We start from the raw sequence: 15,173 nt of genomic DNA, 5'->3' as shown, positions 1-15,173 counted from the left end.
CTTGCGGGGAGGGGTGGGGTTCCACTGGTGCAATAGATGAGGTGAAAATCACCTGCGTTTTCAGAGGTAGGGAGAAATGGCTACAGCACAACAGCCAGAAACTAAAAATCAGCAACCGCGTACTGTGGCAGAGTTAGTGGAAGATATCCAAGCTCTCACCACTGAAATACAAGAGTTATACTGCTCAGATGAAATACCCTGGATCATGGGCGTATCATGGGGTAAAGACAGTTCCGTAACTTTACAGCTAGTTTGGAATGCGATCGCCACTCTTCCTCCAGAAAAACGAACAAAGACAATTCATGTTATTACAACAGATACACTCGTAGAAAACCCAGTAGTTTCTGCTTGGGTTCGTAAATCTATGCAGCAGCTCAAATCTGCTGCAAAAGAACAGGGGATGCCGATTGAACCCCATCTGCTTCAACCAGTAGTTCAAGATACATTCTGGGTAAATTTGATTGGCAAAGGCTACCCAGCACCACGCAACCAGTTTCGCTGGTGTACCCAACGTTTGAAAATTAATCCTGCTAACCATTTCATCCGAGAGATGGTTAGAGCCAATGGTGAAACAATTCTTGTCTTAGGTACTCGCAAAGCTGAAAGCAGCAAACGTGCTGCGACAATGCAAAAACATCAAATAGGTAGAGTACGCGATCGCCTTAGTCCTAATGCTAGTCTACCTAACTCTCTGATTTACACCCCAATAGAAGATTGGCGAAACGATGAAGTATGGATTTATTTAAATCAGTGGCAAAACCCTTGGGGAGGTAATAATAAAGACTTATTTGCTATGTATCGGGGTGCTACGGCAGATAATGAATGTCCCTTGGTTGTAGATACTTCATACTCCCAGTTGTGGAGATTCACGATTTGGCTGCTGGATTTGCACAATGGTTAATAAAGATAAATCGATGGAGGCAATGATTCAAAATGACGAAGAAAAAGAATGGATGCAGCCTCTGTTGGATATCCGCAATGAATTAGATATTAAAGAAGACCACGATAAGAGGGACTTCCGACGCATCTGGGGTGAAGTCCAACTCTTTGAACGCAATGTAGATAATGAAATTTCAGTAGAACCAATACCCGGTCCCTATACCAAATATTGGCGGGAACATTGGCTAAGAAGAGTATTAGAAGCGCAAACACAAATCCGTCGCACAGCCCCAGAAAATATGCGCGATATCACTCTAATTACTCCAGAAGAAATGAGCGAAATTCGCCGCATTTGGTTAGAAGAAAAACACGAATTTGATGATAGTTTACCCCGCATACATCAAGAAGTGACTGGAGAAGAATTCCAAGATCCGCGTCCTGGTGCTGGCTATAGTCTCTTAGGTAGCGATGAATGGGCAGTACTAGAAGAAATTTGTGAAGGCGATGCCATGCACTTAGAACTGATGGCAAAGCTATTAGACACTGAACGCCAGTATCGTAAAATGGCTCGCCGTGTAGGCATATATGATGCCCTTGAAAAATGTTTTGAAACTAGTTCCCGTTCCCAAGAAGAAGCAATTAAAAATGCTCATTTAAAAAGAGATTTGAAAACAGCGGTTGCTCAAGCTGACGTAGAAAAGGTAAAGCAGCTTACTTTAGGAGATGTTGTCGCAACGGATGAGGTAACTGATAATTTAACTGCAAGTCTCCAAGACAAATCATCTACTACAGAATCTGCTACCAAACCAAAGACTTGGGGAAATATCAAATTTCAAAATAGAGACACTTAGTACACAATGGCACAAATTCTTAGCCTAAAACTCTGCGCCCCTCTGCGCTTACCTCTGCGTACCTTTGCGTTTAAATTCCAAACTTAAATTCGCTACGGTTTTATGCAAAATTGTACTTATCTTTAACAGTAAATATCATCGATTTAAGCCTAGAATTAAAATTTGAACATAGCCGGAAATTTACTTCACGGTTAATGGCTTCTTAACGCGAGAATTAAATATAAAAATCTCACTATGTTATTTCTTGAACTAGTTCTAGAAAATTTTGGCCCATACAGTGGACGTCAAGTCATTAATCTTGACCCTCAATTTGCTGAAAATACTCGCCCAATCATCCTTTTAGGCGGGATGAATGGCGGAGGAAAAACAACGCTGATGGATGCCATTCGTCTAGCACTTTATGGACATCGCGCTCAATGTTCTACCCGTGGAAATTTAAGTTATACCGATTTTCTTTCTCAATGCGTTAATAGCCACACACCACCAACAGAAAAAACTCGCATTGAATTAGTTTTTGAACATATTGAAAATGACCAACCAGTCAAATACAGAATCGTGCGGACGTGGGAAAAAAATCCTAAAGATGGTAAAGACCATTTAGGCATTTTAGGTGATGATGATACATGGCCTGTTGAGGCTTTAGTGAATATTTGGGATGAGTATATTGAAAATCTGCTCCCATTAGGAATTTCCAACTTGTTTCTCTTTGACGGCGAACAAGTTAAGGAACTGGCAGAACAAGAAGTACCGCCACCGATTGTAGTAGATGCAATTCGCGCACTTTTAGGACTAGAATTAGCGGAACGCTTAGCAGTTGATATAGATATTTTAGTCAATCGCAAACGTAAGGAAGTTGCTGATACTCAAGAGTTAGCAAATTTAGAGGAAATCGAAGAAAATCTTAAACAGTTGCAAGAAGAATATCATGAGCAAACGCAAAAACATGCGTCTCGACAAGAACAATTAAAAACAGCAGAGAAGCATGAACAAGAAGCTATTGATAAATTTGTTTATGAAGGTGGTAAAATTGCCGCAGAAAGCAGTCAGTTAGAAAAACAAAAGGAAGAAAGAACTGCGGAAGCTGAACAAATTCGTCAGGGAATGTGTGAATTAGCGGCTGATGTTTTACCGCTGGCGTTAATTCAACCGCTACTCACTCAGGTACAAGCGCAAGGAGAAAAAGAATTTCGCTATCAACAGTCAAAAATAGCATTGGATATTTTACTTGAACGAGATCAAAGCTTACTCAATTTAATTAATAATTTAGGTATTCCTGAAGATAAATTTTCAAAAATAAAATCATTTCTTGATCAAGATGTAGAGACGCGCCAGGTTGCGTCTCTACAAGAGGAACTTTGGTTATTAGCTGATGATGAAGCTCTCAGTCAACTGGGTAATATTATTTATTACTTACACAATGCCAAAAATTCTGCTAAACAGCAATTAGCAAATCTCATCACTAAAGAAGAAGAAATTATTTCTCTGGAAAGACAGGTACAAACAGCAGCATCACCAGAAGAATATAATAAACTGCGTGATGCGATGCGAGCAGCACAAAATCAAGTTGCTGAAGCAAAAGCTAATTGTGAGATAGCTAGACGCCGTTTAGCAGAACTAGAAGCGGCGATTGAGAAGTTAAAAAAGGACTTAAAAGCATATACTGACGATACAATTAAACGCCAGAATAAAGAACATATTATTATCGCCTCTGTGAGAGTTCAAGAAACACTGAAACTGTTCCGAGAGCGTTTGACTCTGAGAAAATTAAATAAATTGGAAAATGAAGTAACTGAGTGCTTTCGCTATCTTCTGCACAAATCTGATTTAGTGCATCGCATTGCCATTGATACTAATACTTTTAGCCTATCTCTGTATGATTTACAGGGTAAACCAGTTCCTAAACACCGCCTTTCCGCAGGAGAAAAACAACTCTTAGCGATCACCTTCCTTTGGGGACTAGCACGAGTTTCCGGACGCCGCTTACCAATAGCTATTGATACACCTCTAGGCAGACTAGATTCTTCTCACCGCAGTAACCTAGTTGAACGTTACTTTCCCTCTGCCAGTCATCAAGTGATTCTCCTTTCCACTGATACAGAAATCGGAGAAAAAGAAGTGCAAACCCTGCGAGAAAACGAAGCGATCGCCCGCGAATACCTCCTCAAATACGACTCATCTACTCGCCAAACAACCATACAACCAGGGTATTTTTGGTAATGAATGAGATACTATTAAGCTCTTAGTGTCTTAGTGTCTTGGTGGTAAAAAAATCATTTTTGAAACACTAAGACACTAAGACACCAAGAAAGATTCATTTCAATTCGCTGTGCGGACTATTATGGAAACTCCTATTGAACGCATCAAACTTTCCCAAACAGCCAAAGACCAACTTACCAAACTCAAACGCATTACTAAACTTGACCAATGGAACATTATATGCCGTTGGGCATTTTGCCGTTCTCTCAGCGAACCCGCCGCACCCTCCCCAGTGCCAATTCCCCAAGATAGCAACGTCGAGATGACTTGGCGTGTCTTTGGTGGCGAAATGTCCGATATTCTCTTGCTGGCACTTAAACAACGCTGCTACAACGATGGCCTCGGAACTGATAAAGAAACTTTGGCTACACAATTTCGCCTGCATTTGCATCGTGGCATTGGATACTTAGCAGGCGATCCAAATATCAAGAAAATTGAAGATTTGATTGAATTAGCGACCAAGAATTGAAATTATGGTTAGTGGTTAATGGTTAGTAGTTAGTGGAAATACTACTAACTACTAACTACTAACTACTAACAAAGTCAAAATGCTCTTATGTCCGAGAGCTACATCGAAATTGAACGTCACAGAGCTGCAATTTTTCGTATTGACTTGTCTCGCCCCGTGCGATTGGCAATAGAGTGGTCAATTTTAAACAAAGATACCACGTTTTTTGATTATGGCTGCGGCTACGGCGGTGATGTCGAGCGAGTGGCAAACTTAGGTTACACCAGTGCAGGTTGGGACCCTTACTATTATCCCGATCGCGATCGCATTCCCGCCGATGTTGTTAATTTGGGCTACATTCTGAATGTCATTGAAGACACAGAGGAACGGCGTCAAGCCCTGCTAGCAGCTTGGCAACTGACGCGCAAAGTATTAATTGTTGCTGCCCAAGTCCTGATTAACGCCCCTAGCCGCAGTCTCATACCTTATGCCGACGGTGTTGTTACCCGCCACAATACGTTTCAGAAATATTACCAGCAAGAAGAACTCAAAAAATACATTGATGAAACACTAAATGTAGATGCCGTGCCTGTAGCGCTAGGTATTTACTTTGTGTTTCGGGATGAAGCCGAAAAAGAAGCTTACAAAGCTATACGCTTTTTCTCTAAAACCTCCACGCCAAGAGTCCGCATCCCTACCAAGCGGTTTGAAGACTACCAAGATATGCTTCAACCGCTCATGGCTTTTTATACAACACGCGGTAGATTGCCAGTCAAGGGTGAATTGGAGAACGAACAGGAATTATTAAAGGAGTTTGGTAACTTCCGCCGGGCTTTTGCTGTGGTTTTGCAAGCAACTGATGAAGCCGAATGGGATGCGATCGCTTATCGTCGTTCTCTCGATATTCAAGTTTATCTCGCTCTTACCCACTTTCAGGGTCGTCCTTCATGGCACAAGCTAGCACCAGAAATGCGCCATGACATTAAAGCCTTTTTTGGCAGCTACGAAGAAGCTTGCGAAGTAGCTGATGCCAAGCTTTTTAGCTTAGGAAAACCCAGCGTAGTCAAAGCTACTTGCGAAAAAAGCAAAATTGGTAAACACACACGTAATGCTTTATACGTACATATTTCCGCACTATGTGAAATTGACCCTCTATTAAGAATTTATGAGGGTTGTGCTAGCCGCACCATCTGGCGTGTAGATGATACAACATTGATAAAATTTTGTACTGAAAAACCACAGATATCTTACCTGCTTTACCCAGAATTTGACACCGATCCCCATCCGGCACTAAAAGCAAGTATTACTATTGACTTAAAAACTTTAGAGATTACTCACCGAGACTACGCAAGTAGAGCAAATCCGCCTATTCTCCACCGTAAAGAGACATTTGTTACTCCTAATTATTCGCTCTACGAAGAATTTGCTCAACTCGCTCAAAAAGAACAGGAATTGGGCTTACTCAAGCACAAAAGCGATATTGGTACTCGTGAAGGTTGGGCAAAATGTCTCGCTGAACACAAGGTAGAAATAAGAGGACATCAAGTTTATCAGCTTAACGAAAGTTAAGAAACTATTTTAACTCCTGCCTACTCACCTGAAAATAGGGGAAAGGGGAAGAGATTTTCATTTCTCGTTGTGTGATTTATCACATGACCGTCTGACTTGAAAGTAACCTCACCCCGTCAAGAGAGGACACCCCTCTCCTTAGCAAGGAGAGGGGCAGTTCTTGTGAGGTTTTTCATGCATGGTGATGAAAATTTTTTCATTGGGACTGCCTTGTTAAGCCAACTTGGCACGAAATTACACATCAGTTATGGCAATATATTTCAATCCCCGATCAAAATTAAAAAGGTAAATCAAATTGCAATTACTGAGAAATATTAACCAGGTTAACTAGGTGGACATAATTAAACATAAAATATCAACAAAAAAATTCTGTGAACAGAAGCAGCGAATTTTCCCTTCTGCCTTCTACCTTTTACTTGTATGAGGAATGTAAAAAATAGTGAGACAAATTCAATCTCTGCTGAAGGTATTTGAAAGCCGCAAAATGGCGGCTTTATTATTGCTAGGCTTTGCATCAGGTTTGCCCTTATTGTTAATCGGTACTACCCTTAAGGCTTGGATGACCGAAGAACAGGTAGATTTGGGGGCGATTGGCTGGTTTAGTCTTGCCAGTTTACCTTATTCCTTCAAGTTTCTGTGGTCGCCATTTTTAGATCGGTTTACACTGCCATTTTTAGGGAGACGGCGGGGTTGGTTAATTGTGATGCAGATTGCCTTGATAGTAGCGATCGCCTTCATGGCTTTTCAACAACCCAAACAAGCATTACAGCTTTTAGCCATCAACGCCATAGTTATTGCCTTTTTGAGTGCGACTCAAGATATTGCTGCGGATGCCTACCGCACCGACGTTTTGACAGAATTAGAAATGGGCGCTGGTGCAGCAGTCTTCATTTTAGGTTATCGAGTGGCATTATTAATAGCAGGTTCTTTGGGACTAATACTTGCTGACCGGATGCCTTGGTCTTCGGTTTACTTGTTGATGGCAGGTATGATGGTAATTGGTATTTTTGGCTGCTTATTTGCGCCAGAACCACGGCAAATTAGCCCTCCAGCTTCTTTAGCCGAAGCGGTTATCTTGCCATTTGGGGAATTTTTCCAGCGCAAGGGCGTTATCCAAGCATTATTGATTTTAGTCTTTATTACCCTATATAAACTAGGCGATGCCTTGTTGAGTAATATGGCTACGCCCTTTTTACTCACAGTAGGTTTCACCAAAACTGATATTGGGGCAATACAGGTAGGAATGGGATTAATTGCTACTATTGTTGGAGCCCTTGTAGGTGGTGTAATTTTAAGCAAAATAGGTATTAATCGCTCACTTTGGGTCTTTGGTGTGTTGCAAGCATTGAGTAACTTCGCTTACTTTATACTTGCTCAACCCCAATTCGCCCAAAATTACCAATTGCTAGTAGTTACTATTAATATAGAAAACTTCTGTGGTGGATTGGGAACAGCAGCCTTTGTTGCCTTTTTGATGAGTCTTTGCAACCAGCGGTTTTCCGCAACCCAGTATGCATTACTCTCCAGTTTGATGGCTGTCAGCCGAGATATTTTGGCTGCCCCATCTGGATCAATAGCAAAAAGCACGGGATGGTCTACGTTTTTCTTAATTACGATCATCGCTGCTGTGCCAGGGTTGCTCTTGCTACCCGTCTTTGCCCCTTGGAACCATAAACCAATAACAATTCCCAGACCAGGACTCGAAGATGAGGAAGATGATGTATGGGGCAGAAACTAATAATTGTTATTGCTACAACCATTCTTTTATTAACAGGACTTTTACTTGGCTACGTTCTTTCCCAATTAGTTTTGGGATACCTCGGACTTAACCTCCTCACTTTTCTCGGAACATTCAGCCTAATTTTAATTTTTGCCACGCTTTATTACGTTTTATTTTGGGAATTGCGGAGACAGCAGTCTCAATCGTCTACAGCAGGTCAATCCCAGCCTGCAAATGAGCCAACAACCCAGCTAACAACCCAACGTATAGTTGATAATCCTCTCAAAAACAGGCTGATCGCAATGTTGGATGGTGATACAGCCGCAGCAGAACGCTTAGTAGAGCAAGCAAGGCAAGATTATCCTAAGATGCCAGAAAGTTGGTATTGGGAAAGAGCGATCGCCGACTTAGAACGCGATCGCAGGTAAAAGAGGAAGGAAGAAGGGTAAAGGATGAACTCTCAACAGAGGAAGCAATATTTACCCCTCTGTCTTCTTGCTAAAATAAATCCTGACATCTTAACAAATATTCAGTTATTTCTCAGGAAAGTCCCCTGACAATTTCAAAATGGCTATATTTCGTCAGTATATTGCCCCGTTACTTGTAGTGTTGATTTTCTTATTTGCCCTTGTCGCAGTCAGCGCCCGGATCTTTTTACCTGGGGATATGGCAGCACCCGCACCCATTGAGGAAGATGGGGGGATAGGGAGATGGGATGATGGGGAGAATATGAATATTGCTTTCAATTTCCCCTTGTATTCTTGTCCTCACCTCAACTTGTCATAACAGCAAAATACCAGTGAGCAAAAACTCTAGTTTGGCAGAGGAACTGCTACCGGGGTACTGTATTCGGCATGGCTCAAGTTTGGATCGGGCGTTGCTGGTAAAGTTCATGCAATTGACTTACCAGGAGATGTTTCCTTCCGGGGATTTTTCTCATCTGGCACGCACGGTTGAACAATACTTCTCCAGCCAAACTCCCTTGTGGTGGGTAGAGGAAGATGGGGAGGTGGGGAGAACCGGAGGTGGGGAGAATATAGAATTAAGTTCTCCCCATCCCCCCATCACCCCATCCCCCCATCACCCTATCACCCCATCACCCCATCACCCCGTAGCCTGTCTCTGGATGGGAAATGCAATCGACCAAGTCACAGGCGATCGCCATGCTCATATATTTCTGCTCTACGTTGTACCAGAACATCGGCGACGGGGCATTGGTACAGCTTTAATGCAGTATGCAGAAGACTGGGCAAAAAAAAGAGGCGATCGCCAAATGGGGTTGCAAGTATTTCAATCTAACCAAGCAGCACTAAGTCTTTACAATCACCTCGGTTATCAAACCCAATCGTTGTGGATGGTTAAGTCTCTGTATGGTGACTGTTAGTAGATAGTGGATAGTGGTTAGTGGTTAGTGGATAGTGGTAAACAACTAACTACTAACCAATGTACAGACGTGCCATGGCACGTCTCTACAACTACTAACTACTAACTAATAACTACTAACTATTCAAAGTAATGGTAATTTTGATGTATGTACGACGAAGATGACCTTAGCCTACTCGATGCTGAAGTGGAGCTAGAAAGCCCTCTAGATAAAATGGAACCGCTGACCGCAGAGTCAGAAGTTCCAAAACCCGATCCAGAGGAAATGCTACCGCTACTAGAGCATCCCCAGCCACAGCAGAGAATGCTGGCAGCGCGTGCTTTCTGCGATCTAGAAGATGCACGCGCGACTCCCCATTTGATTCGCCTGTTAACTGATACTTGTCCGTTAGTAAGGGTGAGTGCGGCATATGGACTCGGACGCAACCCCAGCCCAGATGCTGTAGAACCGTTGATTGCCCAGTTGGGACGAGATTGGAATGGGTATGTACGCAAAGGAGTGGTTTGGGCCTTAGGTAACTGCCGCGATCGCCGTTGTTTGGCACCCCTAGCAGATGCTTTGAGAACCGATATTTCCGCAGTGCGTTTGTGGGCTGCTAGTTCTTTAGCACAGATGGCGCAAGTAGGTTATGAAGCTGTTGTTGGGGCGATACCACCGTTGATTGAAGCTTTAGTGCAAGATCCTATCGCACCAGTGCGGAGTAACAGCGCTTGGGCAATTGGACAGTTGTGCCGCGAACTGCCTTCTAATGTCGTCTATGCAACTGCCATTGATGCTTTGATTCAAGCCTTTGCTGAGGATGAAGAATTGGGAGTACGGGAAGATGCCAAAGCCGCACTTTTGGGAGTAGGCGATCCTCGTGGACTACAGTTGATTGAAACTCTGGAACAAGAAGGATGGTTTTAGATTTAGTCATTAGTCATTGGTCATTAGTTATTAGTTATTTAGTTATTAGACAAATGACAAATGACAAACAACTAACCAGTATACTGAATCCGATAAATCCGATTATTGGCTTCTTCGGTAAAAATTAGACTGCCATCGGGTAGGATAAGCAAACCCACTGGACGTCCCCAAGTCGTTGGTATAGATGGATCTAGTAGAAAACCAGTCAGAAAATCTTCATAGTAATTTTGTGGTTGTCCTTTAGTATCAAAAGGAACAAAAACAATTTTGTAGCCCGTGCCGCGATCGCGGTTCCAAGAACCACGAAAAGCAACAAAAGCGCCGTTACGGTACTTTTCGGGAAAAGTCTTTCCGTCGTAAAATTGCAATCCCAAAGCAGCCGAGTGTGCTTGAAATAGCACCTCTGGAGTGCGGGTACGCTGTACCAAATCCGGGCGTTTACTCTTGCCGTTATTTGTTTGACGGGGGTCGAGGTTGTTTGGTGTTAGGTATGCATAAGGCCAGCCGTAGAATTCTCCCTGTTGAATACGTGTCAAATAGTCAGGAACCAAGTCATCGCCCATACCATCTCGTTCGTTGACAGTGGTGTAAAGTTGCTGAGTTACCGGATGAAAATCTAAACCAACTGGGTTACGCAAACCAGAGGCAAAAGTCTGCTGGTTGGAACCATCCAAATTCATAACCTGCACTGAAGCCCGTGGCAAGGGTTCTTCATCCACGTTGGAACGGGAACCAACAGAAACGTATAGCTGCTTGCCATTAGGTGAAGCAATCACGTTGCGCGTCCAGTGCTGATTGTAGCCACCACCGGGAAGATCGGCAATTTTTTGACCAGTACCAGTAAGTTGTTGCTGACCTTTGGTGTAGGGAAACCGCAGAACAGCATCGGTGTTGCCTAAAAAGAAAGAATCACCAGCAAAAGCCATACCAAAGGGAATATTTAATCCATTTTTGGCACTAGCAAACGTCTGTTGCACATCCGCGACACCATCACCATTAGTATCGCGCAATAGGCGAATGCGGTTTTGCCTGGTTTCTGTCACCAGCACATCACCACTGGGAGTTAGTGCCAGCCAGCGCGACGCATCTAGACCTTCGGCAAAGACGTTGACTGTAAAGCCAGGTGGTACGCGCAGTGTCGGGTTAGCAGGAATTGGTACTACTTGAGGTGACTTCGAGGCGCTTTCAGTCGCGAATGGTTTTGGTAAATCTTTAAGATTAATGCGAATGGGTGTAGGTGAAAGTGGTTCGGTGCGAACGATATTTTTTGTTTGTGTAGAATTCTGTGCTAGCTGAGGTGAAGGTGCAGAAGTTTCTGGTGTGGAAGTATCCAAAAAAGCACGAGTATTTTGATTACAGGCTACACCTGTGGTTAGTAGAAAAAGTAGCAGCAAGCAACCCCTAGAGGAATTCATCGTAGCAATTTCAATTCAAATACAGCCTTACAAAGGTATATTGCAGATTCAAGTGCTGTCGCCAGTCCTAAAGCTGATTTATTGAGGCTGTTTGAAGCTGTTTTTCAATCGCATCACACGCTACACTTACACCATTCTCTGCCTGTATGATGTGTCCGATTTCTGTTGCTTTTGCTGCATAGTTGGGATTCTCTAACAACTCACTTAACTCCTTTGCTACACGTGACGCTAAATATTGCTTACGGGGAATCGTGCGGGAAGTTCCTAAGCGTTCGACTCGTGCTGCATTGTCCGGCTGGTCATGACTGTAGGGCATCACGAGAGTTGGACGACCAGCACGTAACGCTTGAGCCGTTGTTCCAATACCTCCTTGATGGACGATTGCACAAGCATAAGGAAAAATTTGGGAATATGGAACATAGCTAACAGCCAGAATATCTTTTGAAAGATTATCTGGAGGCGTATTTTTACCAACCAACAGGATAGCACGGCGGTTTAACTGTTTTGCAGCTTGAATACTTTCCTGATAGAAGTTACCAGGATCCATCACTGCGGCCGAACCGAGGGTAAAAATAATTGGCGGTTCACCTGCATTCAAAAATTGCTTCAGTTCTAGAGTAAGTTCCGTCCTGTTGGAACTGCCATCATAAAACGTGAAGCCTGCAATGACTGTGTTTGCAACCCAATCAGGTTGAGGCTTCGCCAAGACAGGAGAAAACAGCGCAAGTACAAGGTAAGGTGAAAACTTGTCGTCAATGAAAGGATTGCCTATTAATGGAGGTAATCCCAGTTCACGTCGAAATAGATGGACAGGTTCCCCCCAAGACTGACTGACAACCTTTGCAAAGTTGATAACACCTCGATTGACGATCGAGCCAAACCCACGCAGTTTAGCGAGAAATGGAAACGGAGCTAACACGGGCGGGTCGTAAGTGGAGAAAAATGAGATCGGTGCCATAGCACTCGATGCCCATTGCATCCCTAATTTTTCAGCTACTAATGGAGCCGCAATGACTCCTTCACCTGCAAAGATGAAATCCGCATCTTTTGCACTGTGCATCAAGTCCGCATACATCTCACGTAAACTCGGGCAAACCCAATTTCGGACGATATACTCTGAGCCTTTGTGCAAATCCATCATCCGTGCCATCTCTTGAGGATCGTTAAGAGCGGTATTGTCAGGACGCATCCGATGAAACTCAAATCCCAAGGCTTCAACTTTGGATTGATACTCTTTGTGCGTCACAAAGACCACATCATGACCGCGTTTGCGTAATTCAAGCGCGATCGCAATTTTGGGATGTAGATCGCCCAAGGAACCGATCGTGGTTAAAACTATTTGACTCACTATTTTGCCTCTCGTTCAGCATCATTACTGTATCGATAAACCGACCCGCTTCAATTTCTCATTGACGGTCAAACTAACTATTGACTAAAAACAAATTTTTCTCTATTGATCTAATCGTAGTGAAAGTGACATTCCCAGCATTATTGAGGCAATCTAGCAGCAACTTGTTAGCATTCCAATACTGCTGTAATATTTGCAACTCGCTTTCATCGAACTGCCAATCGTGACCAATTTGGCGATCGCTAACAATGAGATTTCGCAACTTACCAGTCCAAGTTTCTCTATTCGCTTGCCACCATGCCTTGAGAGTTATTCTACTTTCCTGTGGAGATGGAAGTTCGGCGTGTAGCTGTTGCAGAGATTGTTCTAAAGCAGGACGATCCTGTAGTAAATGTTGCAAGTCAAGGGCAAGAGCGATCGCAGACAAGCGTTGACAGAAAATATCACCAGTTATCTTCAGACTAACAGCAAGGGCATGTATTAAAGCCAAGTCTAAGGCTAAATCAACAGCAAGTTTTCCAGCTAGGCGACGATCCAAAGATAAAGCCAAATTTTGGTTATAAGCTAGAGGATGATCCGGAGGGAGAGCAAGGGTAAAGTAAAAGGCACGCACGCTAGCGGGGTAATAAGATCCATTGACTGTAGAAGATTTTTCCCCTAACCAAACGAGAAAATTTTGTAATTTTTGATTTGATATTCCTAAGATATCTATTTGTTGCTTCATTAACAACAATAAATCATCTGCTGGTTGCATCATTCCCGCAGCAAGTAAAAAGACTTCTCGCCAACGTTTTTTCCCCACATGGGTGACAAATTCTTGCAGCGCTTGGGAATTGGCACTAGCAACAATTTCTCTCGCGGTCAAATACTCTTGAAAAGTCAAATGAGAAAAAGAATAAATTCCCCGTGCTTGTTCAAGTAATAATCCATGTTGCGCTTCAATAGCTTTTAGCACAGCTTTACTATCGAGTTGCAATGCTTCTAAATCCGTTGGTGGATGGGGAAGCTGGCGTAGATAGTCAGCAATGAGTTGCTGTATTTTAGTCTCTGGAAAAAAGTAATCTCCTTGAGTAAAGGTAGTTGTCGCGACACGACAAAGTAACTTAATTTTATGTATCAATGACAAATTGCGATAAACTTCATCTCGTTTAATGCCTCTGGCTTCATCCCAACGCACTAATAATAGTTCCAATGCTTGTTTGTAGAGTTCTGAACGTAAGGTAGGGAAATCTCCTAAAAACTGAAATACTAAGCAAGTGAGATTTAGCAAAATCGGTGTGGTTGCTAACTCAAGAATTTGCTGATTTTCTGGCAATTCTAACTTCTGCATAAACTCAGAAGCTTTTGCTTTTCCTTCCCAGAGAGAGTTTTTAGCTACAGCCACAAACCACTTATCTGCAAAAGCTGCGATTTGTGATTTACTAAAATCGGCGATTTCAACTTCAGTAAATCCTTTAAACTTATATTGATGGACAGCAATGCGACAAGTAATAATTATTATATTTTTATAATATTTTTCGTTAAAATTGCGAATTTCTCTGATAACTTTATCGCTATCTTCATCTGTTAATTCATCTAAACCATCCAACAAAATTATTGCTTTACCATGAGAAAATATTGTAGATATATCTGCTTCAGTAATACCACAGTCACTAAACTCTTGATAAAGATATTTTGATAAGTTAATTTGATAATCTTCACTAGTATTTTCGGCAAAGTGTTTCAAGCTGATAAAAATGGGTAAGCAATCTGGCTGAAATTTACCTTGATTACAATAAATTGCAATTGATTGCAAAAAAGTAGTTCTACCAGAACCTGTTTTACCCAGCACCATTAGCTTAGAATATTTTAAAACTGCCTCTAAACCGGTAATCCATTGTTGATTGATGTTACCTAAGCTAAAACGGTCAAAATCATTCGAGTCTAACTTTTGTAAATCGGCAATTTCTAGCCATCTTTGACTAGTGATTTCCTCAAAAACATTGACTTCTACATAAAGGTCATCTAACTCGATGGGTCTAGCAATATCTAAAAGGTGCAAAGTGCCACACTGAGCCTGAATTTTCTCTTGGTGAGCCAAACGCGCCTTTTGTACTAAGACATCAATATCTGAAGTATTTTCCGGTATTATCTCAAAAGGAATTGATTCATCCTCAATAGTAGGCTGTTCAGCAATTTCTTCTGGGTTTAATTCTAAGACAAAGCAAATCTCCTGAAAGACTTGGCGGTCAACAGGTTTACCAGTAAAAAACTTCCAAATAGGCTGACGAGTTTCTAAACCTACTTCACCAGCTAGATATTCTTGTGTCCAGTTTTTACGCCTAAAAGCCTGTTTGGCTTTTCTAATACCTTGGGCTGACGCTTGGAGCGATCGCTTTGCCATAACTTTAATATTAT

At 42.4% G+C, this 15,173-nt stretch carries 11 protein-coding genes and 1 pseudogene; 9 read left to right on the top strand and 3 right to left on the bottom strand.

Annotation, left to right across the window (positions count from 1 at the left end; all coding sequences use genetic code 11):
- Positions 1-76: 76 nt before the first annotated feature.
- From dndC to FIS9605_RS0106975, 9 genes and pseudogenes are all read left to right on the top strand, one after another.
- Positions 77-1,730, top strand: a pseudogene (gene dndC, locus FIS9605_RS36435) (DNA phosphorothioation system sulfurtransferase DndC).
- 234 nt (positions 1,731-1,964) lie between these two features.
- Positions 1,965-3,947, top strand: coding sequence for a DNA sulfur modification protein DndD (gene dndD, locus FIS9605_RS0107015; protein ID WP_026731958.1), 1,983 nt, complete (start codon positions 1,965-1,967; stop codon positions 3,945-3,947).
- A 121-nt stretch (positions 3,948-4,068) separates the two neighbouring features.
- Positions 4,069-4,455 (top strand): DNA sulfur modification protein DndE, encoded by a 387-nt coding sequence (gene dndE, locus FIS9605_RS0107010; protein WP_026731957.1) that lies wholly within the window; start codon positions 4,069-4,071, stop codon positions 4,453-4,455.
- 87 nt (positions 4,456-4,542) lie between these two features.
- Positions 4,543-6,003 (top strand): DNA phosphorothioation-associated putative methyltransferase, encoded by a 1,461-nt coding sequence (locus FIS9605_RS0107005; protein WP_026731956.1) that lies wholly within the window; start codon positions 4,543-4,545, stop codon positions 6,001-6,003.
- A 439-nt stretch (positions 6,004-6,442) separates the two neighbouring features.
- Entirely contained in the window at positions 6,443-7,741 is a 1,299-nt protein-coding gene (locus FIS9605_RS0106995; RefSeq protein WP_026731955.1) for an AmpG family muropeptide MFS transporter, read from the top strand.
- Positions 7,726-8,151 (top strand): hypothetical protein, encoded by a 426-nt coding sequence (locus FIS9605_RS0106990; protein ID WP_026731954.1) that lies wholly within the window; start codon positions 7,726-7,728, stop codon positions 8,149-8,151. The genes FIS9605_RS0106995 and FIS9605_RS0106990 overlap by 16 nt, the downstream gene beginning before the upstream one ends.
- Before the next feature lie 139 nt (positions 8,152-8,290).
- Positions 8,291-8,509, top strand: coding sequence for a hypothetical protein (locus FIS9605_RS0106985; protein WP_026731953.1), 219 nt, complete (start codon positions 8,291-8,293; stop codon positions 8,507-8,509).
- A 13-nt stretch (positions 8,510-8,522) separates the two neighbouring features.
- The gene (locus FIS9605_RS0106980; RefSeq protein ID WP_026731952.1) at positions 8,523-9,107 is read left to right on the top strand and encodes a GNAT family N-acetyltransferase; all 585 of its coding nucleotides are present in this window, start codon (positions 8,523-8,525) and stop codon (positions 9,105-9,107) included.
- 147 nt (positions 9,108-9,254) lie between these two features.
- A complete protein-coding gene (locus tag FIS9605_RS0106975; protein WP_026731951.1) occupies positions 9,255-10,013 on the top strand; it encodes a HEAT repeat domain-containing protein in 759 nt (252 codons plus the stop codon).
- 71 nt (positions 10,014-10,084) lie between these two features.
- Here FIS9605_RS0106975 and FIS9605_RS0106970 read toward each other — a convergent pair whose 3' ends face one another.
- From FIS9605_RS0106970 to FIS9605_RS0106960, 3 genes are all read right to left on the bottom strand, one after another.
- The gene (locus tag FIS9605_RS0106970) at positions 10,085-11,428 is read right to left on the bottom strand and encodes a PQQ-dependent sugar dehydrogenase (protein ID WP_026731950.1); all 1,344 of its coding nucleotides are present in this window, start codon (positions 11,426-11,428) and stop codon (positions 10,085-10,087) included.
- 67 nt (positions 11,429-11,495) lie between these two features.
- Positions 11,496-12,776 carry a glycosyltransferase gene (locus FIS9605_RS36430; RefSeq protein WP_035139435.1) on the bottom strand — a complete coding sequence of 427 codons (1,281 nt, stop codon included), beginning with the start codon at positions 12,774-12,776 and terminating at the stop codon, positions 11,496-11,498.
- Between the two features lie 73 nt (positions 12,777-12,849).
- Positions 12,850-15,159, bottom strand: a complete 2,310-nt coding sequence (locus tag FIS9605_RS0106960) for an NACHT domain-containing protein (protein ID WP_026731949.1) — start codon at positions 15,157-15,159, stop codon at positions 12,850-12,852.
- Positions 15,160-15,173: the final 14 nt, after the last annotated feature.

Source organism: Fischerella sp. PCC 9605, from assembly GCF_000517105.1.
Lineage (GTDB): Bacteria > Cyanobacteriota > Cyanobacteriia > Cyanobacteriales > Nostocaceae > PCC9605.
The sequence above is the reverse complement of the archived record's forward strand: the minus strand, read 5'-3'. Positions and strand labels throughout refer to the sequence as shown.

Bases quoted from the DNA above. Each gene is read 5' to 3' on its own strand.
- FIS9605_RS0106970 (WP_026731950.1), bottom strand. From the start codon at position 11,428: ATGAATTCCTCTAGGGGTTGCTTGCTGCTACTTTTTCTACTAACCACA.
- FIS9605_RS0106985 (WP_026731953.1), top strand. From the start codon at position 8,291: ATGGCTATATTTCGTCAGTATATTGCCCCGTTACTTGTAGTGTTGATT.
- FIS9605_RS0106960 (WP_026731949.1), bottom strand. From the start codon at position 15,159: ATGGCAAAGCGATCGCTCCAAGCGTCAGCCCAAGGTATTAGAAAAGCC.
- dndD (WP_026731958.1), top strand. From the start codon at position 1,965: ATGTTATTTCTTGAACTAGTTCTAGAAAATTTTGGCCCATACAGTGGA.
- dndE (WP_026731957.1), top strand. From the start codon at position 4,069: ATGGAAACTCCTATTGAACGCATCAAACTTTCCCAAACAGCCAAAGAC.
- FIS9605_RS0106975 (WP_026731951.1), top strand. From the start codon at position 9,255: ATGTACGACGAAGATGACCTTAGCCTACTCGATGCTGAAGTGGAGCTA.
- FIS9605_RS0107005 (WP_026731956.1), top strand. From the start codon at position 4,543: ATGTCCGAGAGCTACATCGAAATTGAACGTCACAGAGCTGCAATTTTT.
- FIS9605_RS0106990 (WP_026731954.1), top strand. From the start codon at position 7,726: ATGGGGCAGAAACTAATAATTGTTATTGCTACAACCATTCTTTTATTA.